13 protein-coding genes are annotated in these 23,688 nt (G+C 66.6%); 12 read left to right on the forward strand and 1 reads right to left on the reverse strand.

From position 1 onward, the window contains the following. On the forward strand, positions 1-198 hold a 198-nt coding region (locus E1H18_RS26545), incomplete at its 5' end, for a hypothetical protein (protein ID WP_206679115.1). 188 nt (positions 199-386) lie between these two features. Further along, positions 387-5,249, forward strand: a complete 4,863-nt coding sequence (locus tag E1H18_RS27420; protein WP_206679116.1) for a hypothetical protein — start codon at positions 387-389, stop codon at positions 5,247-5,249. Positions 5,250-5,325: 76 nt separating this feature from the next. Here E1H18_RS27420 and E1H18_RS22075 read toward each other — a convergent pair whose 3' ends face one another. Then, positions 5,326-5,781, reverse strand: coding sequence for an Lrp/AsnC family transcriptional regulator (locus E1H18_RS22075; RefSeq protein ID WP_172272854.1), 456 nt, complete (start codon positions 5,779-5,781; stop codon positions 5,326-5,328). Between the two features lie 135 nt (positions 5,782-5,916). On the opposite strand from E1H18_RS22075, the gene alr reads away from it, so the two are divergent. The 10 genes from alr to E1H18_RS27425 all read left to right on the forward strand — a co-directional run bounded on the left by alr (position 5,917) and on the right by E1H18_RS27425 (position 23,405). Beyond that, complete coding sequence (gene alr, locus E1H18_RS22080; RefSeq protein ID WP_206679117.1) at positions 5,917-7,083, forward strand: alanine racemase; 1,167 nt, start codon at positions 5,917-5,919, stop codon at positions 7,081-7,083. Further along, positions 7,080-8,336 (forward strand): D-amino acid dehydrogenase, encoded by a 1,257-nt coding sequence (locus tag E1H18_RS22085; protein WP_172272860.1) that lies wholly within the window; start codon positions 7,080-7,082, stop codon positions 8,334-8,336. The genes alr and E1H18_RS22085 overlap by 4 nt, the downstream gene beginning before the upstream one ends. Before the next feature lie 32 nt (positions 8,337-8,368). After that, complete coding sequence (locus tag E1H18_RS22090) at positions 8,369-8,716, forward strand: RidA family protein (protein ID WP_172272863.1); 348 nt, start codon at positions 8,369-8,371, stop codon at positions 8,714-8,716. A gap of 181 nt (positions 8,717-8,897) precedes the next feature. After that, positions 8,898-11,246, forward strand: a complete 2,349-nt coding sequence (locus E1H18_RS22095) for a prolyl oligopeptidase family serine peptidase (RefSeq protein WP_172272866.1) — start codon at positions 8,898-8,900, stop codon at positions 11,244-11,246. A 36-nt stretch (positions 11,247-11,282) separates the two neighbouring features. Next, positions 11,283-13,448, forward strand: coding sequence for a CocE/NonD family hydrolase (locus tag E1H18_RS22100; protein ID WP_172272869.1), 2,166 nt, complete (start codon positions 11,283-11,285; stop codon positions 13,446-13,448). A 331-nt stretch (positions 13,449-13,779) separates the two neighbouring features. Beyond that, positions 13,780-15,891: a TonB-dependent siderophore receptor gene (locus tag E1H18_RS22105; RefSeq protein WP_172272872.1), complete on the forward strand. Its 2,112-nt coding sequence runs from the start codon at positions 13,780-13,782 to the stop codon at positions 15,889-15,891. Between the two features lie 168 nt (positions 15,892-16,059). Further along, positions 16,060-17,070 (forward strand): dipeptide epimerase, encoded by a 1,011-nt coding sequence (locus E1H18_RS22110; RefSeq protein WP_241736153.1) that lies wholly within the window; start codon positions 16,060-16,062, stop codon positions 17,068-17,070. Further along, a complete protein-coding gene (locus E1H18_RS22115; protein WP_172272875.1) occupies positions 17,067-18,374 on the forward strand; it encodes a peptide MFS transporter in 1,308 nt (435 codons plus the stop codon). The genes E1H18_RS22110 and E1H18_RS22115 overlap by 4 nt, the downstream gene beginning before the upstream one ends. Then, a complete protein-coding gene (locus E1H18_RS22120) occupies positions 18,371-19,954 on the forward strand; it encodes a serine hydrolase (protein ID WP_172272878.1) in 1,584 nt (527 codons plus the stop codon). The genes E1H18_RS22115 and E1H18_RS22120 overlap by 4 nt, the downstream gene beginning before the upstream one ends. A 205-nt stretch (positions 19,955-20,159) precedes the next feature. Beyond that, complete coding sequence (locus E1H18_RS27425; RefSeq protein WP_172272881.1) at positions 20,160-23,405, forward strand: amidohydrolase family protein; 3,246 nt, start codon at positions 20,160-20,162, stop codon at positions 23,403-23,405. Positions 23,406-23,688: the final 283 nt, after the last annotated feature.

Below are 23,688 nucleotides of genomic sequence, written 5' to 3' on the forward strand. Positions count from 1 at the left end.
GCGGCGGGAGCGGCGAGTTCGCCGGCGGCGGCGGCGGCGGCGGCGGCGGCATCGCTGGCGTGGGCGGCGGCAATGGCGGCGCTGGCGGATATGATTTGGCTAGCTACTCCGGCCATTCAGGAGGCGGTGGCGCGGGTGGTGCGGGAGGCGACTACCAAGGTGGGGCCAAGCACGCAGGGCGCGGCGGAACAGCACTAGGCGCTGGCGGCGCTGGCGGCGCAGCCGCAGGATACGCCAGCGGTGGCGCAGGCGGCACGGCTGGCAATGGTGCGATCTCGATCGGCGGCGGCGGCGGTGGGGCGGCCTTCTCTGACAAAGGCGCAGCGGGAGGCTCGGCGGTTGGGGGTATCTATAACACTGGAACCCTCACCGTTCTAAGCTCCACGGTGTCGGGCAATGTCGGCGGCGGCGGCGGCGGCGGCGCGGGCGGCTTCGGCTCTGGCTATGGCGCTGGCGGCGCTGGGGGCCGAGGCGTCGGCGGCATCTGGAACACCGCGGGCGCGACGCTGAACCTTGATGCGTCCAGCAACAGCGCCATGAGCAACAATGTCGGCGGCGGCGGCTCGGGCGGCAACGGCAATGGGGGCAACGGTGCGACCGGCGGCTCCAGCACCAATATCTACAATCTGGGCACGCTGAACGTGCTGACGTCCGCGACGATCACGTCCGCGCCGGACGTCACGGTCGCGGGTGGGACGACCTATACCGTCCGGATCACCTACGCCGCCGGGAGCGGTACGGTGGCCAGCAGTTCCATCGGGACGAACGACATCACCCTGGGCGGTCAGGCCGCGACAGGCTTTTCGATCTTCTCGGGCGCGGACGCCGCCACCACCGTCGTGGACTACACCTTCGCCGCGCCGGGCGGCAGCTTTGACGCAAGCGACAACGGCACGCTAGCTCTCGCCTTGGGCGCAGGTCCGGTGACCAGCTCCGGCGGGACCGCCGTCGCCTCGCTCACCACCGGGGCGGCCGACGCCAATGTGCAGGTCAAGATCAACGGCGCCCCGACAGGCTCGGTGACGATCGGCGGGACGGCCACGCAGGGCCAGACCCTGACCGCCAGCAACACCCTGGCCGACGCCAACGGCCTGGGCTCGATCAGCTACCAATGGAAGGCAGACGGCGCGAATATCGCCGGCGCCACCAGCTCGACCCATGTTCTGGCCCAGGCTCAGGTCGGCAAGGTCATCACCGTCACGGCCAGCTATACCGACGGCATCGGCACGGCCGAGAGCGTCACCTCCAACGGCACCGCCGCCGTGGCCAACGTCAACGACGCGCCGACCGGCTCGGTGACGATCTCGGGGACGGTCACGCAGGGCCAGACCCTGACGGCCGCCAACACCCTGGCCGACGCCGATGGTCTTGGGGCCATCAGCTATCAGTGGAAGGCCGATGGCGCGGACATCGCCGGCGCGACCAATTCCACCCTGGTCCTGGCCCAGGCCCAGGTGGGCAAGGCCATCACCGTTGTGGCCAGCTATACCGACGGCGGCGGGGCCGCCGAAAGCGTGGCGTCCGGCGCGACCGGCACGGTGGCCAACGTCAATGACGCGCCGACGGGTTCGGTGACGATCAGCGGCGCGGCGACCCAGGGGCAGACCCTGACGGCGGCCAATACTCTGGCCGACGCCGACGGCCTGGGGGCGATCAGCTATCAGTGGAAAGCCGACGGGACGAATATCGCCGGCGCCACCGGCTCGACCCTTGTGCTGGCCGAGGCGCAGGTGGGCAAGGCCATCACCGTCGTCGCCAGCTACACCGACGGCGGCGGGGCCGCCGAAAGCGTGGCGTCCGGCGCGACCGGGACAGTGGCCAACGTCAATGATGCGCCGACGGGTTCGGTGACGATCAACGGCACGGCGACGCAGGGCCAGACCCTGACGGCGGTCAGCACGGTGGCCGACGCCGACGGACTGGGCGTGTTCAGCTATCAGTGGAAGGCAGACGGCGCGAACATCGCCGGCGCCACCGCCTCGACCTTCGTGGTCGGCCAGGCCCAGGTCGGCAAGGCGATCACGGTCGTCGCCAGCTATACCGACGGCCATGGCGCCGCCGAGAGCGTGACGTCCACCGCGACGGGAACGGTGGCAAATCTCAATGACGCGCCGACGGGTTCGGTGACGATCAGCGGCGCGGCGACGCAAGGCCAGACCTTGACGGCCGCCAACACTCTGGCCGACGCCGATGGCCTGGGAACCATCAGCTATCAGTGGAAGGCGGGCGGCGTGAACATCGTCGGCGCGACCAGTTCCACCCTCGTGTTGAGCGAGGCCGAGGTCGGCAAGGCGATCACGGTCGTGGCCAGCTACACCGATGGCTTCAACACCCTCGAAAGCGTGACCTCCACCGCCACCGGCGTCATCGCCAACGTCAACGACGCCCCGACCGGCGCTGTCTTGATCTCGGGCTCGCCGAAGGAAGGCCAGACCCTGACGGCCAGCGACACCTTGGCCGACGCCGATGGTCTGGGAGCCATCACGTACCAGTGGAAGGCCGATGGGACGAACATCGCCGGCGCTACCGGTGCGTCTTACAGTCTGACCGCCACCGAGCTTGGCAAGACGATCACGGTCGTGGCCAGCTATACCGATGGGCACGGCGCAACCGAAAGCGTGACATCGACTGCGACCAGCGCGGTGACCATCGCCAACAACGCCCCGACCGGTTCGGTGACGTTTAGCGGTACCGCGACGCAGGGCCAGACCCTGACGGCCGCCAACACTCTGGCTGACGCCGATGGGCTTGGGGCGATCAGCTATCAGTGGAAAGCCGACGGGACGAGTATCGCCGGCGCAACCGGCTCGACCTTCGTGCTCGCCGAGGCGCAGGTGGGCAAAACCATCACCGTCGTCGCCAGCTATGTCGACGGGCTTGGCGTGACCGAGAGCGTTTCTTCGGGCGGCGGCAGCAAGGTCGCCAACGTCAATGACGCGCCGACGGGGTCGGTGACGGTCACCGGCACGGTGGCCCAGGGCCAGACTCTGACGGCCGCCAACACCCTGGCCGACCTGGATGGTCTGGGCGCGATCACCTATCAGTGGCAGGCTGGCGGCGTCGACATCGCCGGCGCCAGCGGCTCGACCCTCGTCCTGACGGAAGGTCAGGTCGGCAAGGCGATCACCGTGGTGGCCAGCTACACCGATGGCCACGGGATGGCCGAAAGCGTCACGTCGGGCGCGACCTCGACAGTGGCCAACGTCAATGACGCCCCGACAGGTTCGGTGACGATCAGCGGCGCCGTCGCCCAGGGGCAGACCCTGACGGCGGCCAACACCCTGGCCGACGCCGATGGTCTTGGAGCCATCACCTATCAATGGAAGGCCGACGGGGTCGCCATCAATGGCGCGACCAGCGCCAGCCTTGTCCTGGCCCAGGGGCAGGTCGGCAAGATCATCACCGTGGAGGCCTCCTACGTCGATGGTCACGGAACGACCGAGACGATGGTCTCAACCGCGACCGCCACGATCACCAATATCAACGATCTGCCCACAGGCGCCGTCACCATCGGGGGGTCAGCTGTCGAGGGGCAGACCCTGACGGCGACCAACACCCTGGCTGATGCCGATGGTCTTGGAGCGATCAGCTACCAATGGCTGGCCGATGGCAAGGCGATCGCCGGTGCGACCACGGCGAGCTACGCTCTGACCTCGACGGATCTTGGCAAGGTCATCACCCTGACCGCCAGCTACACCGACGGCTTCGGTGCGACCGAGAGCGTTACGTCGACCGCGACTAGCGCGGTCGCATCGCCTCCGCCACCGCCGACCACAACCCCGCCGCAGACCAGTACTGTCGATGGCGTTCAACTGCAGACCTCGACCGTCACAAATGCCGACGGCAGCACCTCGACCCAGGTCGTCATTCCTGTGGTCCAGACCAACCGGCCAGAGCTCACCGGCAACCCGTCGCTGGCCGACATCCCGATCACATCGTCAGGCGTGAACGGCATGGTGGTGCAGGTTCCGACCGGCGTTGGCATGACCGTCAGCGGTCCGGCTCAATCGAGCACCGGCGCTCTCTCGCTGACCGACCTGATCCGCGAGACCCGGGCGCATACGGTCGCGGGTTCGACCGACCAGGCCAACCTCACGGGGGCTGGCGGCGGCTGGCTTTCGACCCTGCCGACGGACACGCCGATCGACGTCAGGTCGATCACTCCGACCTTCACGGCGCCTGATCAGCCCGCCACGATCAATCTCGTGGGCTCGACGTCTCGCGTCGAGGCCTTGGTGATCGACCTGTCGGGCGCGCCGACCAATACCCAGCTGACGCTGAACGACATCGACTACGCGGTGATCATTGGCAACGTGACCGTTACGGGCGGGGCGGGGGCCAATGTGGTCTATGCCGACAGCGGCTCCCAGACCATCATCCTGGGCGCGGACGATGATGAACTGCACGGCGGCGGCGGCGACGACATCATCGGTTCGAAGGGCGGCAACGACAAGCTCTACGGCGACGAGGGAAACGACACCCTGTTTGGCGGCGAGGGCGATGATCTGATGGATGGGGGCGTGGGCCAGGACACGGCGCTGTTGGCCGGTGTGCGCTCGGACTACTACTTCTTCCATGGCGCCGAGGGCTTGAGAACCGCCAGCTTCGAGGGGACGGACACCTACCGCAACATCGAGACCCTCAAGATGTCCAACGGCGAGATCGTGACGGATTTCGCCAAGTTGGTGGCGGGGACGACCTCGGTGGCGGTGATGTCCTATGCCTTCTTCACGGGCAAGACGCCGACCGGCCTGGGCCTGCAGTATCTGCTGCACGCGCCCGACAGCATGAACGCAACCGACCTTGGCGACGCCTACTACGCCAAGTTCAACACCGAGAACCGTTACATCAACTTCGCCGTCAACCTGGCCTCGGCCAAGGGCGAGGCTCACGCAGGCTTCGTCAAGGCCTACGGCGCCCTGACGATGGAGCAGACGGTGTCCAAGGCCTATGCGGAGATCTTCGGCTTTACGCCCAATCAAGCGAAGATCGACATCATCCTCCAGGACAAGGTTGGTGACGGCGGTATCACCCGGCAGAGCTTCTTCGAGGCGGTCGGCGGGTCCATGGATGGGGCCAAGGCGGCCCTGATCGGCTGGCTGTTGGCGATGGCCGTGATCGAGAATACGGGCCGTTACGCTGATGCAAACAACGCCTTCCTGACGGACTTCACCGATGGCGACGCCAAACTGAACGTCGACCTCGTCGGCGTCTATGGCGATGGCCACGCCTGGGCGGGTCTCGCCTAGGCGTTGTCCGGATACGGATGAGCAGAGTCAGCTGGCGCATTCTCGCGCGCCGGCTGACTCCCAAGTCCTGTGGGATCTAGTTGGAGCTGGCGACCAGGACGCTCCTGATCGCGAAGCTGGAATTGATACGGGCGACCCCGGGCAGGCGAGAGAGGATCTCTTTGTGGATCCGCTCATAAGCCGCGGTGCTCGAAGCGGTGGCGCGCAGGATGTAGTCGGCGTCGCCGGTCATCAGGAAGCACTCGGCGATCTCCGGGTGCATCCGCACGGCCTGTTCGAAACGGTTCAGGTAGTCCTCGGTCTGCTTGTCGAGCGTGATGCGAACGATGGCCACGACGCCGTCGTCGGCCACCGCCTCAGAGACTATGGCGGCATAGCCCCGGATAGCCCCCGTTTCCTCGAGAGCCTTCACGCGACGCAGGCACGCTGAAGCCGAGAGACCAATCTGGGCGGCGAGTTCGTTGTTGGGCATTCGCCCATTGACCCGCAGCAGGCCGATGATCTTCCGGTCGAGCATATCCAGGTTCAGCATTTTGTTCGGCCTCTGCTGCACATCATTTCGATGCGTAGCTTATTATGGAGGAATCTGCGGCCAATAGGTCATTCATTCGAACCATATTTTCCTACGGTCATGGTCGAATTCAGCCATGCTGAGGATCGATGCCGAATGACCCACGCGCCTTCCCGAGACATGGCCGGCGGTCTGCTGACCATCGATCTTGCGGCCTTGACGGCCAACTATCTCGACCTCGCCCGACGCGTCTCGCCGAGCAGGACCGCGGCAGTGGTCAAGGCAGACGCCTATGGCCTGGGCGCGTCGTGCGTTGCGTCCGCTCTTGAAGGCGCGGGCTGCCAAGACTTCTTCGTGGCCCATCTCGAAGAAGCCTTAGCCCTCAAATCTGTGCTTTCGCCGAACGTGCGCCTTTACGTACTCAACGGCCTACAGCCCGGCGCCGAAGCGGCCTGCGCGAAGGCCAGCGTCATCCCCGTCCTGAACGGTCTGGACCAAGCCTGGCGCTGGCGTGATCTGGCCATGTCGCTGGGGGCGCCGTTGCCGGCCGCCATCCAGATTGACAGCGGCATGGCTCGGCTGGGCCTCTCGGCAGCGGATCTGGATACGCTGTTGGCCGACGCCGCGTTCTTCAGCCAAATCTCGCTGATGCTGGTGATGAGCCACTTGGCCTGTTCCGACGAGCCGGAGGCGCCCAGCAACGAGGCTCAGCAGGCGTTCTTCGCGCGTCAGGCCGACCGGTTGCCGCCCGCGCCGCGGTCCCTGGCCAATTCAGGCGGGATCTTCCTGGGCGCCGCGCATCACGCAGACCTCGTTCGGCCGGGCGTCAGCCTCTATGGCGTCGCCCCCAATGACGCGCCCAACCCGATGCGCGCGGTGGTGCGGCTCGACGCGAAGGTGATCCAGGTTCGCGACATCGCCGCCGGCGACCGGGTCGGCTACGGCCTGACCTATGCGCGTGAAGCGCCGGGCCGCATCGCCACCATCGCCGTGGGATATGCCGACGGCTGGCCGCGCCATCTCAGCAATGCGGGCGCGGCCTACTCTCACGGCGTCCGCCTGCCGATCGCGGGCCGGGTCTCGATGGACAGCATCACCCTGGATGTCTCGGCGCTGGCCGGACAGGGACTGGACCTGAAGCTGGGCGACCTCGTCGAACTGCTCGGGCCGCACCAGACGCTTGAGGACGTCGCCCGGGCCGCCGGGACCATTCCGTATGAAATCCTGACCGGCCTCGGCCGCCGCTACCACCGGACCTATGTGGAGGACACCACCATGTCGCAGCTCTCCGTAACGCCGCGCCAAGCGACCGTGTTCTCATGAGGGTCGCTGTTCTCGGCGGGGGCGTCGTCGGCGTCACGACGGCCTACTCTCTGGCCCAGGCCGGTCACGAGGTGGTGGTCGTCGATCGCCAGTCCGGCCCGGCGCTGGAAACCAGCTTCGGCAACGCGGGCGAGATTTCCCCAGGCTACGCCTCCCCATGGGCCGCGCCAGGCATCCCCCAGAAAGCCATCAAGTGGCTGATGATGCGGCATGCGCCGCTGATCCTGCGCCCGGCGCTGGACGGCGAGATGCTGTCCTGGCTTTTCTCGATGTTGAGCAACTGCACGGCCAGCCGCTACGCGCTCAACAAGGGCCGGATGGTCCGTCTGGCCGAGTACAGCCGCGATCGCCTGATCGCGCTGCGCGCCGCGACCGGTATTGCCTATGATGAGCGGATGCAGGGCACCCTGCAGCTGTTTCGCACGCAATATCAGCTCGATGGGATCGGCAAGGACATCGAGGTGTTGCGCGCCGGCGGCGTGCCGTTCGAGGTGCTGGACCGCGCCGGCTGCATCGCCGCCGAGCCGGGACTAGCCCATGCGGACGACGATTTCGTCGGGGGGCTGCGGCTGCCTAATGACGAGACCGGCGACTGCTTCAAGTTCACCAACGCCCTGGCCAAGCGGGCCGAGACGCTGGGCGTGGAGTTCCAGTTCGACACTACCGTCGAAGCGATCGAGGCTGATGGCCGGGCCATCACCAGCGTGCGGACCTCTCGCGGCCCGCTGACCGCCGACGCGTATGTCGTGGCGATGGGCAGCTTCTCGGCCAGGCTGGTTCGCCCGCTGGGCCTGCAGCTGCCGGTCTATCCGGTGAAGGGCTATTCGATTACCGCGCCGATCATAGATCCCGAGCGCGCGCCGGTTTCCACCCTGCTGGACGAGACTTACAAGGTCGCCATCACCCGGCTGGGTGATCGGATCCGCGTGGGCGGCATGGCCGAAATCTCCGGCTACAATAATGACCTGCCCGAGCGCCGTCGCGCGACCTTGAGGCGCTCGGTCGGCAGCCTGTTCCCCGGCGCGAGCGATCTGGACGCGGCGACCTTCTGGTCGGGCCTGCGACCGATGACGCCCGACAGCACGCCCGTGATCGGCCCGACGGCGATCGGCAATCTCTATCTCAACACCGGCCACGGCACCCTGGGCTGGACCATGGCCTGCGGTTCGGCCCAGGTGCTCAGCGACATCGTCAGCCGCCGGACGCCGGCGATCGAGACCGCCGACCTTTCGATCGCGCGCTACGGCCGCTAGAGCCTTCATCCCCTCAACAGAAGAGACCTTCCATGACCATCACCCGTCTGCATTCCGGCCCGCGCATGAGCCAGGCCGTCATCCACGGCGACACCGTCTACCTGGCCGGCCAGGTCGGTGCGCCGGGCAAGAGCGTCACCGAACAGACCCAGACGATTCTGGGCCAGATCGACGCCCTGCTGGCCGAGACCGGCAGCGCCAAGTCGAAGGTTCTGTCGGCGACGATCTGGCTGGCCGACATGGCCGACTTCGCCGAAATGAACGCCGTCTGGGACGCTTGGGTCGGCGGCCAGGACGCGCCCGCCCGCGCCACCGGCGAGGCCAAGCTGGCGACCCCGGACTACAAGGTCGAGATCATCATCGTCGCCGCGCGCGACTGACGCCCAAGCGACGTCGGCGCGAGTGCGCCGACGTCGTCACGACGCCTTTCGTTCGATTTCGCGGACATGCGATAACGGCGAAGGTTGTTCGGTTTGGAGAGCGTCGCGCGAAAGTCCTTTCCGCCGACGCGGTTGAAGATCGACGTTCTGGGGGCTTCGACGCCTGATGAGGAATTCGATCATGTCATCGACCGCCAAGCGCTCGTGTTTGACCGGCGTCGCCGCCCTGGCTCTGGGCCTGGCCCTTTCCACCGCGCACGCCGCTGAGCCTTCGCCCACCGCCCTGTTTCCGCCGGGCTGGGACGCGCGCCTGGCCAAGGCCGAGCGCCTGCTGGGTCCGGTCATCCGCCGCGAGTTGGGCGATGTTCCCGTTCAGCGCCGTTTTGACCCCGGCAATCGGCCCATGCTCGATCCGCTGGTCACGCCCGTCTGGGCGGCGGATGGTCAGACGTTCTTCTATTGGGCGCAGGATCGGTCGCTGAAGCACGCCAAGCCGCTGGCGGGCCGTCAGGAGGTTCTGGCCGACAAGGCGCGGATCGCGGAGATTCTCAAGCAGGCCGGTGCGCCGGACGCGGCAAAGGTTTCGCCGGAAGTCGTCCTGGTCACCGGCGCGCCGGTGCTGGACTTCACGCTGGGCGGCAAGATTTGGCGCGTGGACGTCGCCGCCGGAACCGCCAAGCCGCTGGAGGCCAAGCTCTCGACGGTCGAAGGGCTGGCGCTGTCGCGTGACGGTCAGGCCGCCGCCTTCGTGCGCGACCACGACCTCTATGTGCGCTCGCCCGAGGGCATCGAGCGGCGGATCACCCAGGACGCCGACCTCTGGTACAGCTTCGACCCGCGTTTCGCGCGCAGCAATCCCGTCAACAAGGTCAAGCCGGGTCCCGCGGGGCGACCCAATGTCGTCTGGTTGCCGGGTGCGGGCCACCGGCTGCTGGTCGAGCGCTGGGATTTCCGCAAGGTCGGCTCCAACTGGATGATCGACTCCCTCGCCAAGCCTCGGCCCAAGCTGTTCGAGCAGCGCATCGCCGTTCCGGGTGAGACGGAGCTTCCACGTCCCGAGTTCTGGATCGTCGACGCCGACACCGGCGTCTCGCGACGGATAGACGCCGGCGCATGGGCGTTCATGGGCAACATGGATGTCGGCGGCGGCGGCTACTTCCCGGCGCCGGATGGCCGCAGCCTGCTGTTCAACCGCATGACCCGCGACTATGGCGTCGTCGAACTGGTGTCGCTCGATCTGGCGACCGGCGCCGAGCGCGTGCTGGTGCGGGAGACCAATCCCAACGGCTCCAGCATTCGCTACCCGATCGCGACCTTCATCGAGCAGGGCAGGGCGGTGCTTTGGAAGTCCGATCGCAGCGGCCGGACTCAGTTCTGGCGCGTGGACCTGGCCACCGGCGCCGCGCGTCAGGTGACCAAGGGCGATTTCAGCGTCGAGCAGGTTCTCCACGCCGACGACAGGACCGGCAGGCTCTACTTCTCGGCCTATGGCGACGGTGAGGGCGGGGAGGCCGACTATCCCCACACCTGGAGCGCGGACATGCGCACGGGCAAGGCCCGCCGGTTGGACGAGGCCGACACCGCGCACGTCGCCAACTTCGCGCCAAAGGGCGGCTACTTCCTCGACACATCTAGCCGGGTCGACCGCGCGCCACACGCCTACGTGCGGTCGGCGGCGGACGGCAAGGTTCTGCTGGATCTCGGCGCGGCCGACATTGCTCCGCTGGCCAAGCTGGGCTGGCGCGCGCCCGAGCGGGTCAACGTCAAGGGCGCGGACGGCAAGACCGATATTTATGGCGTCATGTGGAAGCCGACCGACTTCGACCCGGCGCGCAAGTATCCGGTCGTCGTGCAGGTCTATCCCGGTCCCTATTCGGAAGGTTTCCCGGTGGGCTTCGCGCCGCACCAGCCCAATACCGCCTTGTCCGAGATGGGCTTCGTGGTCGTGCGGCTGGGCCAGCGTGGTGGCTCGCCGGTCCGCGATCCGACCTATGCGCGCTACTCCAGAACCCAGGGCAGCGTTCGCGACTATCCCCTGGCCGACAACCGCGCCGCGCTGATCGCCCTGGGCGCGGACCGTCCCTACATGGACCTGGGCCGCGTCGGGATCATCGGCGAGTCCGGCGGGGGCTTCATGACCGTCGCGGCCATGCTGGCCTATCCCGAATTCTACAAGGTCGGCGTCGCCGCGGCGGGCAACCACGACAACCTGATCTACGAGATGAACTCCAGCGAGTTCTACTGGGGCACGCCCGGCAAGCCGGGCAGCGCGTCCTACGACACCGTGGCGTCGCAAGCGACCAAGCTGTCGGGCGCTCTGCTGCTGGTGCATGGCGACCAAGACGACGACGTCACCCTGTCCAGCTCCGTCCGGCTGATCGACGCGCTGAACCGGGCGGGCAAGCGCTACGACTTCCTCCTGTTGCCGGGGGCTTCCCACTTCAACTTCGAACCCGCGACCTCGGAATACTACCGTCGGCGGATGTGGGGCTTCCTGGTCGAAAATCTCAAGCCGGACGTCAGGCCCTAGTCTGGACGTTCGCAAGTCAATCGAAAGCATCATCCCATGAGACGATACCTCTTCGGACTGACGGTGGCGCTGCTGGGCCTGACGGGTCTGAGCGCCTCGGCGCTGGCCCAGTCGCCTGCCAGCCCCGCGCCGTCGAAGCCGGATGGCTTCGGCAAGCCACAAGCCGTCAGCGGCACGCCCTATAGCCGCTATCAGCGCCAGTCGGTCTATGTGCCGGTCAAGGACGGCACGCGACTGGCCGTCGACATCTTCCGGCCGATGACCGAGGCGGGCGTCGAGGACAAGCCGCTGCCGGTTATCTTCTACTATGCGCGCTACTGGCGCGCGCGGCAGTTGCCGGACGGTTCGGTGGTCACCGACCTGGGCGTGCTGGGCAAGGGCCAGACGGTCGGTCAGCTGACGCCGCGTGACGGCAGCGGACGCCTGCTGTTCTGGGACACCGGCCGGGAGTCGTTCCCCGAGATCATGCGCCACGGCTATATCTTCGTGCGGGCTGAGGGCCGTGGCACCGGGGCGTCGGAAGGCTTCCGGATCGCCGACTACACGCAGGAAGAACGGCGCGACGGCGCCGACCTGATCGCCTGGATCGCCGCCCAACCCTGGAGCAATGGCAAGGTGGGTATGGCCGGTGGCTCGTACCCCGGCATTACCCAGATCGCCGTGGCCGCCGAAGCGCCGCCGGCCCTGAAGGCGATCTTCCCGGCCGCACCGACCCTCGACTTCTATCGCCTGGGTTCGGCCGGCGTCGGCGCCCTGCACAAGGGCATCATCGGGTTCCAGGCGGCCCAGGCCAAGAGCGACGGCCTGGACGTCACCAAGCCCGTCACCGGCAAGGTCGTCCCCGTGGACGCCGACCCTACCGGCGAGCAACTGCGCGAGATCCTCCGCCTGCGGGTCGAGAAGACGCCGCCAGACGTGCTGCTGCGCGCCCTCAAGGACCTCAGCCCTGACTTCGCCGCGACGGTGCAGGACCTGACCTCCAGCTGGAAGCTCAAGACGGTGGCCGAGGCGCGCGCCACCTTCATGGACGTCGACAAGTTCATCGCCGCCCAGCGCAACAATCCCGAAGCTCAGGCCAAGGCCTTGGCAGGCCTGTCGCTGGACCGTGACGCGCCGATCTACTCGTCGCTCGACACCCCCGGCATGTCGTCGCCGCATCTGCTGCTGCCAGCGCTGAACAAGGTCCAGATCCCGGCCTATGTCTGGTCGGGCTGGTACGACATGGATACGGTGGGAACGACGCAGCTCTACAGAAATCTGAAGGGTCCCAAGAAGCTGACCCTGGGTCCGTGGAGCCATGGCCCCAACGAGGACAACGGCACGCAGAAGAGCCCGCTGATCTTCGCCGAGGCGCGCTCGCGCGAGCTGATGACAGCCGAGGCCATCCGTTGGTTCGACTACTGGCTGAAGGGCGTGGACAATGGCGTGATGTCCGATCCCGCCATCCACTACGGCTATGCCGGCGATCGCGATCTCACCTGGAAGACGGCCGACGCCTGGCCAGCGCCGGGCGTGGAGCAGAAGCGCTTCTACCTGTCCGCCGCCCGCAGCGGTACGGTTGCGTCGGTCAATGACGGCGTCCTGGCGGCATCGGCCGTCAAGCGCGGCGAGGTAGCCTTCACGGTGGACTATCACGCCACCATGGGCGCTCAGACCCGCTATCACGACAGCTTCAGCGGCGCGCGGGAGATGGCCTATCCAGACCTGACGGCTCACGCCCGCAACAACCTGGCCTTCACGACCGCGCCCCTGGCCGAGGATCTGGTCATCTCCGGCCACCCGATTGTGGACGTCACGGCGCAATCGACGGCGGCGGATGGCGATCTGTTCTTCTATCTCGAAGACGTGGGTCCCGATGGCGTGAGCTATGTCACCGAGGCCGTGGTGCGGGCCTCGCACCGCACTCAGGGCGCCGCTCCCTACGACGTCGGCGGTTTGCCGTTCTCTGACTCTCGCAAGGCCGCGGTGGCTGCCACCGCGCCGTTCAATGCTGCGCCTGCGCGTCTGGTCGCCGACTTCCAGCCGACGGCCTATCGCTTCAAGGCGGGGCATCGGATCCGCCTGGTGGTGACAGGCGCGGATGCGGACAACTACATCACCCCGCCGGTACTGCCCGAGCCCAGCATCCGGCTAAGCCTGGGTGGGACAACGGCCGCTTCCATCACGCTGCCTGTGCTGACGTCGAGCCCGGCGCGTCCCTGAAGTCTACAGAGTTGATAATTCAGAAGCCTCGACCAGAAATGGTCGGGGCTTTTCTATTGAAGCCCTGCGTTGAAATGTGACGCCCTGACGCAGATCCTTCACGCATCTTATAAGAAAAGGAAATATCTCGCCGCAAACAGCGTCCCGATCCGCAGCAACTTCCAAGTTGCGTCCCTAAGGTTTGATCTGCGCCATGTCTTGTCCGTCAGCCGGGGGGCTGAGCAAGTTGGCGTCGCGCATGGGGGGAGGGCGTATGAAACTTGCAGTTTGCGAGGGCCTTCCGACGTCTCCTTCAGCGCGGCTTTCCGTCCCCTTATTGCCGGAGAAGTTTATGCGCAGCCTTTTGCTATACGGCGTTGCGGCCGTCGCTCTTTGTCCGGCCATGGCTTTCGCCGCCGACGCGGGCCAAGCCGACGCCAGCCAAAATGAAGTCGACGCCCTGGTCGTGACGACGCGGGTCAACAACAAGGTCGCCGTCGGCAAGTCCGACGCCCTGCTGATCGAGACCCCTCAATCGGTCTCGGTCGTCGACGCCTCGTTCATCGAGACCATCAACACCAAGACCATCAGCGAAAGCTTGGGCTACACGCCTGGCCTGATCACGCAGTCGGCTAGCTTCGCGCGCGCTGCAGACAACGTCTATCTGCGTGGCTTCGCCGTGAACACGGCCGATGGCAGCATTCTTCTCGACGGCCTCAAGCCTCAGTCCTCGACGTACGGCGGCGGCATCGAGCCCTATGCGCTGGAACGTCTGGAGGTGCTACGCGGCGCCACTTCGGTGCTCTACGGCCAGCTCGGCCCGGGCGGCGTCATCAACGGAGTCAGCAAGCGGCCCTCCTTCTCGAAGTTCGGTGAGGTGCGCGCCCAGTACGGTAGCTTCAACCGCAAGGAACTGGCCGCCGACTACACCGGGCCGCTCTCCGACACGGTCGCCTTCCGCATCACCGGCCTGATCCGCGATTCAGACACCGACGTCGACTACATCAAGGATGACAAGCGCTTCCTGGCGTCTGCCGTGACCTGGAATCCGGGCGACGCGACCTCTCTGACGCTGCTGGGCAGCTATCAGGAGATCAACATGAACTTCGCCGCGCCGCTCAGCGTGCAACTGGTCACGGGCGCTGGCCTCCCGCGCGGTCCCATCGCCCGCGACCTTTTCGTGGGCGAGCCGGGCTTTGACCACTACGACGCCAAGCAGTGGACTTTCGGCTATCGCGCCAGCCACCGCTTCTCGGATGCGCTCAGCGTCGAGCACGCGCTGCGCTACTACGAGGGCAAGCTTGATTGGGATTATCTGCAGGTCGGCGCGGTCACGGCGGCCGGTGATCTGGCCCGCACGGTCAGCTATCGCCGCGAAAAGACCTCGGCGCTCTCGACCGACACCCGGGTCAAGTACGACCTGACCATCGGTCGTCTCAAGCATGAACTGCTGGGCGGCCTGGACGTCTATGTGCCGGTTTTCCGGAACGACCGCTTCCAGAACGGCTCGGTGACGCCGATCAACATCTACAATCCCGTCTATGGCGCCGTACCCGTCGTCGACATGCGCCAGAGCCGCAATCGCGGCACCGACGTGCGCGGTCGCCAGGTCGGCCTGTACTTCCAGGATCAGGTGCATATCGACGACAAGTGGATCGTCGTGCTGGGCGGCCGCCAGGACTGGAGCCGCAACCGCACGGGCATTCGCGCCACGAATGCCGAGGTCGAGCAGAAGGACGACGCGTTCACCTGGCGCGCCGGTCTGGTCTACAAGGCCGACAGCGGCTTGGCGCCGTATGCCAGCTATTCGCAGTCGTTCGCGCCGCAGATCGGGACGGACTTCAACGGCGCCGCTTTCGTGCCTAGCCAGGGCGAGCAGTTCGAGGCCGGGGTTCGCTATCAAAAGCCAGGCTCCAAGCTGCTGCTCAGCGCGGCGGTCTATCAGCTGACCCAGACCAACGTCCTGACCACCGACACGACGCCTGGCCGCCCTGCCGGCTTCAGCGTCCAGACCGGTGAAGTGCGGGTTCGCGGCGTCGAGGCCGAGGCCCAGGCCCAGGTCGCGCCGGGCTTGAACCTGTTGCTGGCCTATGCCTGGTTCGATCCCGAGATCACCAAGTCGAACATCGCCGCCGAACTGGGGCAGCGTCCGACCTTCGTGCCCAAGCAGACCCTCTCGGTGTTCGCCGACTACAAGTTGGCGTCGATCGGTCTGCCTGACGTGAAGCTGGGTCTCGGCGCGCGCTACACGGGCTCCAGCAACATCATCGGCGCCACCTTCGACAACAAGGACTACACCTTGGTCGACGGCCTGATCGAATGGTCGCCGGGGCCCTGGCGCGTGGCGTTCAACGCGCGGAACCTGCTGGACAAGAAGTACGCGGGCTGTCTGTCGGCCGGCGTCAACGCGTGCCGCTATGGCGATCCTCAGCAGTTCGCTCTGACGGTCGGCTACCGCTACTAGCCTATCCGACCAACCGGCCGTCGAGCGCGGTCGGTTGGTCGAAAGCGCCGTGGGACCTTTCGTGGCCCGGCGCCATGAGCGCGCATTATTCGGCCCTCGCCTTGAGGGCGGCAAGGCTTCCCGGACGGGGCTGGCGATGGTGGTCCCGTCAACTCAGAGGGTCGCCCGTTGCCTGCTTCCGTTCCGCCTCGCCTGTCGATGCTGCTCACCATCGAGCGCTGGCCGCTGACCACCCCGTTCCGCATCACGGGCTATACCTTCCATGATCTCGAAGTCGTCGTCGTCACTCTGAGCGACGGCGAGCACGTGGGGCGCGGCGAGGCGACCGGCGTCTATTATCTGGACGACATGCCTGCAGGCGTCGTCTCGCGCCTGGAGAGCCTGCGGTCCACGATCGAGGCAGGGCTGGATCGTGAGATGCTGTCGCACCTCCTGCCGGCGGGCGCCGCGCGCAACGCCATCGACTGCGCCCTGTGGGATCTGGAAGCCAAGCGCGCCGGCGTTCCGGTCTGGCGCCTGGCGGGGCTGGAGCCGCCGCGCAAGCTGCTGACGACCTACACGATCGGCATCGACGCGCCGGAGGTCATGGCGCAGCAGGCGGTTACGTTCTCGCAGGCGCGCGCGCTCAAGTTGAAGCTGACGGGTGATGGCCAGGACGCCGAGCGCGTCGCGGCGGTGCGAGGGGCGCGGCCGGATGTCTGGCTGGCCGTGGACGCCAACCAGGGCTTCACACCGACAAGCCTCGCGGCCTTGACCCCGGCCTTGGTGGCCGCTCGCGTCGAACTTCTGGAGCAACCTTTCCCCCGGGGGCAAGACGCCCTGCTGGATGGACTTTGCTCGACGATCCCTGTCGCAGCCGACGAGAGCGTCCAGCATACGGGTGATGTCGCCGCGATGGCGGGGCGGGCCCATGTGATCAACATCAAGCTCGACAAGTGCGGGGGCCTGACCGAGGGCCTGGCCATGGCGGCCGAGGCCCGGCGGCTCGGCTTCCAGATCATGGTCGGCAACATGCTGGGCACGGGTCTGGGCATGGCGCCGGCCTTCGTGCTGGGCCAGCTGTGCGACGTCGTCGATCTGGACGGTCCGCTGCTGCTGGCGGCCGATCGCGCGGATAGCGCGATCTATGAGGACGGGTACCTGACCTGTCCGCCGACCCTGTGGGGCTCGCCCGTATGAGGGCGTCGGAGAAGACCTGGTTTGGTCAGCCGCGCGGCCTGACCATTCTGTTCCTGACCGAGACCTGGGAGAAGTTCTCGTTCTACGGAATGCGTGCGCTGCTGGTCTATTACATGACCCGCCAGCTGATGATGGAGCAGCAACACGCTTCGCTGGTCTACGGGCTCTACACGGCCTTCATCTATCTGACGCCGGTCTTGGGCGGTGTAATTGCCGACCGCTGGCTGGGGCGGCGCAAGGCCGTGATCATCGGCGGTTCGATCATGGCCCTGGGTCATTTCATGATGGCCTTCGAGGGCCTGTTCTATCCGGCGCTCGGCGTGATCGCCCTGGGCAACGGCCTCTTCCTGCCAAGCCTGCCTGGCCAAATCGGCAGCCTGTTCGCGGCCGACGATCCTAGGCGGGGCTCGGCCTACAACGTCTACTATGTCGGCATCAATCTTGGAGCATTCCTTGCCCCGCTGATCTGCGGCGCGCTGGGCGAGATCTATGGCTGGCACTGGGGCTTTGGCGCAGCGGGCGTGGGCATGCTGGTCGGGCTTTGCATCTATCTCGCGGGCCAGCGCTATCTGCCGCAGGAGACCTTGCGCGAAGCGGATCGCACGCCAACCACGGCGGCGTCTGCCGAGCAGGGTCTGAAGCAAAGATTCCTGCTGCTGGCCGGCGTCGGCCTCGCCGTCGTGGTGTTCCGCATCGCCTATGAGCAGACCGGCAACACCCTGGCGCTGTGGATCAACACCAGCGTCGATCGTCGTCTGGCCGGTGACTGGTCGATCCCCGCCACCTGGTTCCAGTCGCTCAACCCCATGCTGGTGTTTCTGCTGACGCCGCCCTTGGTGGCGTTCTGGATCCGAGCTGCTCGGCGAGGCCGCGAGCCGTCGCCTCTGCGCAAGATGGCGTCTGGGGCGTGCGTGGTCGCCATCGCCTATCTGATGCTGGCGGCCTTGAGCGTCTGGGCCGATGGCGCGGGCGCGCAGGTCAGCTGGATGTGGCTGGCCCTGTTCTTCTTCGTGTTCACCGCAGGCGAACTCTACATCCTGCCGGTGGGGCTGGGCCTGTTCGGCAGAATGGCGCCGCCCCGGATGGCCGCCACCCTGATCGCCGCCTGGTTCTCGGCCGCGTTCGCCGGGAACTTGCTTGCCGGCGTAGCCGGCACGGCTTGGGCGCGGATCAGCCATGGCCAGTTCTTCGCCCTGATGGCGGGCGCGACGCTCGTGGCCGGCGGGCTGCTGCTCCTTCTGGATCGACCGATGCGACGCCTCGACCCGTCCTTAACCCAAGCCCCTGCGGAGACTCGTCCATGACCTTAGCGCCGCTCTTACGCGGGGCCGCTTCGGCGCTCGCCTTGACCCTGGCGATGGCGGGAGCGGCTCTGGCCGACCCGCCTGCGGGCTTCGACGCGCGCGCCAAGGCGGTGCTGCGCGCCTCAGGCACGCCGGGCATGTCGATCGCCATTGTCGAGGGCGGCAAGACGACACTGCTGCAAGGCTATGGCGTACGGCGACTGGACCGCCCGGACACCGTGGGCGCCGACACGATCTTTCCGATCGCGTCGGTCAGCAAGGCGTTCACCGCGGCCGCCCTGGCCATCCTCGTCGATGAAGGAAAGCTGGCCTGGGACGACAAGGTGATCGATCGCCTGCCGGGCTTCCAGATGTACGATCCCTGGGTGTCGCGCGAGATCACGGTGCGCGACCTGCTTGTCCATCGCAGCGGCCTAGGCCTGGGCGCCGGCGATCTGCTGTTCTGGCCCCGGTCCACGCGCAGCCGGGCCGATACCGTTCAGGCGCTCAGGCATCTGAAGCCCGCAACCAGTTTCCGCAGCGGCTATGCCTATGACAACGTTCTGTACATCACGGCGGGCCAGCTGATCGAGGCGGTCAGCGGCCAGACCTGGGAGGCCTTCGTGCGCGATCGAATCCTGGCGCCGTCCGGCATGAAGACCGCCGTTACCGAGCCTTCCGGACGCTTCGCCAACCCCGATCGGGCGACGCCGCACGCCAGGCTGGACGGCGCCATCCGCGGTCTCGGGCGCATGGAAGCGCTGGACGAAAAGGATGTGCTCAGCGCCAACGCCGCGCCGGCGGGCGGGGTGGTGGCCAGCGCTCGGGACATGAGCCGGTGGATCGCCCTGCAGTTGGCGGGCGGCGCGCTGCCGGGCGGTGAAAGGCGCCTGTTCAGCACCCAGGCCTCGCAGCAGATGTGGACGCCCCAGACCCTGATGCCGCGCGAACCCAGAAGCGCGCCGGCTGGCGCGGTTCCGTTGTTCTCGACCTATGCGCTGGGCTGGAAGGTGATCGACTACAAGAGCCAGCGGGTTGTCTGGCACACCGGCGGCATCATGGGCTTCCGGTCGATCGCCGTGTTGCTTCCGGACAAGGACGTCGGCTTTTCCATCCTCACCAATGCCGAGGACACCGCGCTGATCATGGGGCTGATGTACGAGTTGCTCGACCACTATATCGATCCCGTTGGCGGCAAGACGGACTGGCCCGCGGCGTGGTCGGCGTTGACCTCGGCGAAGGCTCAGGCCGCGGCGAAGATCGTCGCTCAAGGGCGGCCGGATGGCGCCAGAGCGCCGCTACCGGCAAGAGCCTATGTCGGGGCCTACAGCGATCCATGGTTCGGGCGGATCACCATCACCGAGCGTGGCGGCCGCTTGATGATCGATTTTCCGCAGAATCCGGGCATGTCGGGAGAACTCGAACCCTGGTCGCGAGACACCTTCCGGACGGCTTGGATCGACAAGAGCTTCGAGCCCGCACTTGTCAGCTTTGCGTTTGGTGCGGACGGCAAGGTGGCGCGCATCACGCTGAAGGCGGCCTCGCCGCGGGCCGATTTCAGCTATGACTATCAGGACCTGGACTTCACGCCTGCACCTTGAACCAGGCCGTCTTCGGACGGTTTCAGACCAGATTGGGCGTTCGCCTATCGTTGTTCGAAAGAAGATTTCTTCGCTGATCCTCGGCCTGGAAGCCATCCGTGCGCGGGCGCCCGACTATCGTGGGTGACCCGCGAGCGGTTGGAGCGAAAGACCAGGCATGACCCTTGTTTCCATCCGTCCCCCGCGGCGCAAAACGAAGAGCTTGGTGGCCGCATCATTGCTGGCGTTGCTGACCGCCACGTCCGCGGGCGCTCAACAGCCCTGGGATACGACGGCGCCGCGCGGCGCGGTGAGGGAGCTGGATTTCACCGTCTCCGAGGGGACCGGGATGTCGGTGGACATCTCGCCTGACGGTCAGTGGCTGCTGTTCGACCTGCTGGCCCACGTCTACCGCGTGCCGATCGCAGGGGGCGCAGCGCAGGTCCTGTCCCAGGACAGCGGCGTCGCGCTCAACTACCACCCGCGCTATGCGCCGGACGGCAAGTCGATCGTCTTCATCTCCGACCGGGGAGGACAGGCCAATCTCTGGGTGATGGATGCCGACGGCGGCGCACCGCGCCCGCTCCTGGAGAGCTCGGACAGCACCTTCACCGAGCCCACCTGGAGCGCGGACGGCCAGGCGGTGTTCGCCGTCCGACAATATCCGCATGCCTTGGGGACTTGGACGCGGACCAATCGAATCTGGCGCGTTCCCATCAACGGCGATCCGCCCAAGGAACTGCTGGGGACGGACAGCGACCTGGTGTTTGCGCCCACCGCCTCGCCGGACGGCCGATACCTCTATTATCACCGTAGCTCCGCGCCGGTGACCGCCGATGGCTATTTCAAGACGGCGACCGACCACCAGATCCGGCGGTTGGACCTGCAGAGCGGCCGCGACGAGCCCTTCGATGAAAGCGCTCAGCGGCGCTATTATCACCGCGAGCCCTTCTCGGACTTCGCACCGCGTCTCTCTCCGGACGGCAAGGTCATGGCCTTTGAGCGTCGCATCCCCGGAGGCGTGACCGAGCACGGCGGGGTCAAGCTAGATCAGCAAACCGGGCTTTGGTTGAGAAACCTGGCGACCGGCGAAGAGACGCTGGCCATCGACCGCCTGGCGCCCGACCAGCTGGAAACCCACACGCTGTATCAGATCAGGCTGGCGCCCGGTTACGCCTGGGCCAAGGACGCCGCCTCGATCGTCTATTCCGAAGGCGGCAAGCTGAGACGCGCCTGGCTTGGCGATGGGCGGGTGGAGACCATTCCGTTTACAGCTCAGGTGAAGCGGACGATCTCCGAAAGGGTCAAGCCGCAGCTTCGCATCTCTGACGGACCGCTACAGGTGCGGTCGCCGCGCTGGCCATCCTGGTCGCCCGACGGCAGTTCGGTGGTGTTCGAGGCCGCCGGCAGCCTGTGGCGCAAGAACGCTGGTGACGCCACGTCCAGCCGATGGGGCAAGCCCGACGCGCGGTTCGGCGCACAGTCGGTCGAGCTGTCGCCCGCCTGGTCCCCCGATGGCCGCTGGATCGCGTTCACGACCTGGAGCGACGAGATCGGGGGCCATGTCTGGAAGGCTCCGGCGGCCGGCGGACGTCCGATCCAGCTGACCTCGCTTGCAGGCGAGTACCTCAATCCATCCTGGAGCCCGGATGGGCGGGCCATCGTCGTCGCCAAAGGGACCGGCGCGGGCCTGCGAGGCGAAGGCGTCGGTGTCGGGGGCTGGAATGACCTGATCGTTTTGCCAGCCATAGGGGGCGAGGCGCGCAGCCTGGTCCGGGTCACGACTGATGATGGGTTCTCACGACCAACCTTCGGCCAGGACGGGCGGGTCTATTTCACGGCGCGCGCCGACGCGTCAGACAGGGTGATCGACCGCAGGACTGGCGCGGTGCTGCGGTCGGTTTCGGCCTCGGGCGGCGACGCCAGCACCCATGCCGGCCTTCCGGGCGGAACCAAGGCGGTGATCTCGCCGGATGGCCGCCGTCTGGCTTTCGAGGCCGGCGAGAACATGTTCGTAGCCGAGCTGGATCTGAAAGCGACGACCCCGCCCTACGTCGCCGCCAATGATAGTCGCAGCACGACGCGTCGCCTGACCTCGAAGGGCGGCGGCTTCGCCACTTGGACCGGGGCTGGCAAGCTCGCCTATCTCCAGGGACCGGCGCTGAAACGGTTCGATCCTGCTTCGGGCCAGACCGACAGCCAGGCGATCGGCCTGGAGATCGACCGGGATCCGCCCAAGGGTGACATCGCGCTGACCAATGCGCGCATCCTGACGATGGATGGCCGCAAGGTGATCGAGAACGGCGCGATCCTGGTGCGTGGCCAGCGCATCGTCGCGGTCGGCGACGTCCCTCTGGCCGGCGTGTCAAAGGTGATCGACTTGAAGGGCAAGACGGTCATGCCCGGCCTGATCGACGTCCACGCCCATCATATCAGCGGCTACGACCACGAGATCATTCCGCAGCATCGAGCGCGGTCGGCCAACTATCTCGCTTATGGCGTCACGACCGTCTTCGACCCGGCCGCGCCTTCATTCTCGGTGTTCTCCGTCGCCGAGCAGACTGCGGCCGGCAAGCTTCTGGGGCCCCGACTGTTCAGCACGGGCACGCCCATGTACGGGGCCGGCGCGCTGGTGTTGAAGGACGAGGCGTTCGCAGACGATACGGCTGCCCGGCTTGCCGGGATCGGCGCGATCGGACTGAAGCAATACTACCAGCCGCGTCGCTCGCAGCGGCAGTGGGCCACCCAGGCCGCGCGCGATCACGGTGGGCTGCTGGTCACGGGCGAGGGCATGGACCTGGCCTATGACCTGGGCATGATCATGGACGGCCAGACGGCCTGGGAGCATCCGCTGCTCGACCTTCCGCTGTACGACGACGTGGTGCAGTTCGTGGCGCGCTCGGGCACGCAGTACAATCCCGAATTGATCACGCCAGGGCAGGGGCTGTACCTGATCGAGTACTTTATGGCGGAGGCGGATCTGTCCTCGGACCGCAAGCAGCAGCTGTGGGTGCCGTGGAAGGACCTTTATCGCAAGGGCAACTTCACGCGCCGCCCGCTGTCGCAATATTCGGCGATCCTGTCCGTCCAGGGCGTCAAGGACATCGTCCGCGCGGGCGGCAAGGTCGGCGTCGGCGGTCATGGCCAAGATCAGGGCCTGGGGACGCATCGGGAAATCTGGACGTTCGGTCAGGCGCTGACGCCGATCGAGGCGCTGGAGGCCGCGACGATCGTCAATGCGCGCTATCTGGGCTTCGAGCGTGATCTCGGCTCGATCACGCCAGGCAAGATCGCCGACCTGCTGATCCTGGACGCCGATCCGCTGAGCAACCTGCGCAACACCCTGTCCGTGCGCCAAGTGATGACCGGTGGGCGCCTCTATGACGCCGAGACGCTGGATCAAGTCTGGCCCAAGGCGCAGCCCTATGGTCCTCGGCGGTGGATGATAGCGCCTTCACACCTGAAGAAATGAGGGTTTGGGCGGCGATCGGGCGGCGCGATTTCTTGTGCGAAATCCACGCGATATCCCGCAGTTCAAACGCTGAAAACTTGAGCGCCGGCGCCTCTGAGAGCGCAATCTGCACCGCTCGCGAAATGAAGGAAATTCTTCAAATTCGCGGAGGATATAAGAAATTTCCCCCGGTTTTCCGACGCTCAAGGCGGACAGTCGCCTGTTTCCGGCTCGCTAGCATCTACCTCGCACGGACCGTTTCGCCCAAGCGAACCGCCTGATCCGGCGCCCGCGTAGCCAGCAG

Origin of the sequence: Caulobacter sp. RHG1 (genome assembly GCF_013181195.1) — a bacterium.
Lineage (GTDB): Bacteria > Pseudomonadota > Alphaproteobacteria > Caulobacterales > Caulobacteraceae > Caulobacter.

Excerpts from the sequence above, each read along its gene's own strand:
- E1H18_RS22075 (WP_172272854.1), bottom strand. The coding sequence starts at position 5,781 with ATGCTGAACCTGGATATGCTCGACCGGAAGATCATCGGCCTGCTGCGG.
- alr (WP_206679117.1), top strand. The coding sequence starts at position 5,917 with ATGACCCACGCGCCTTCCCGAGACATGGCCGGCGGTCTGCTGACCATC.
- E1H18_RS22085 (WP_172272860.1), top strand. The coding sequence starts at position 7,080 with ATGAGGGTCGCTGTTCTCGGCGGGGGCGTCGTCGGCGTCACGACGGCC.
- E1H18_RS22090 (WP_172272863.1), top strand. The coding sequence starts at position 8,369 with ATGACCATCACCCGTCTGCATTCCGGCCCGCGCATGAGCCAGGCCGTC.
- E1H18_RS22095 (WP_172272866.1), top strand. The coding sequence starts at position 8,898 with ATGTCATCGACCGCCAAGCGCTCGTGTTTGACCGGCGTCGCCGCCCTG.
- E1H18_RS22100 (WP_172272869.1), top strand. The coding sequence starts at position 11,283 with ATGAGACGATACCTCTTCGGACTGACGGTGGCGCTGCTGGGCCTGACG.
- E1H18_RS22105 (WP_172272872.1), top strand. The coding sequence starts at position 13,780 with ATGCGCAGCCTTTTGCTATACGGCGTTGCGGCCGTCGCTCTTTGTCCG.
- E1H18_RS22115 (WP_172272875.1), top strand. The coding sequence starts at position 17,067 with ATGAGGGCGTCGGAGAAGACCTGGTTTGGTCAGCCGCGCGGCCTGACC.
- E1H18_RS22120 (WP_172272878.1), top strand. The coding sequence starts at position 18,371 with ATGACCTTAGCGCCGCTCTTACGCGGGGCCGCTTCGGCGCTCGCCTTG.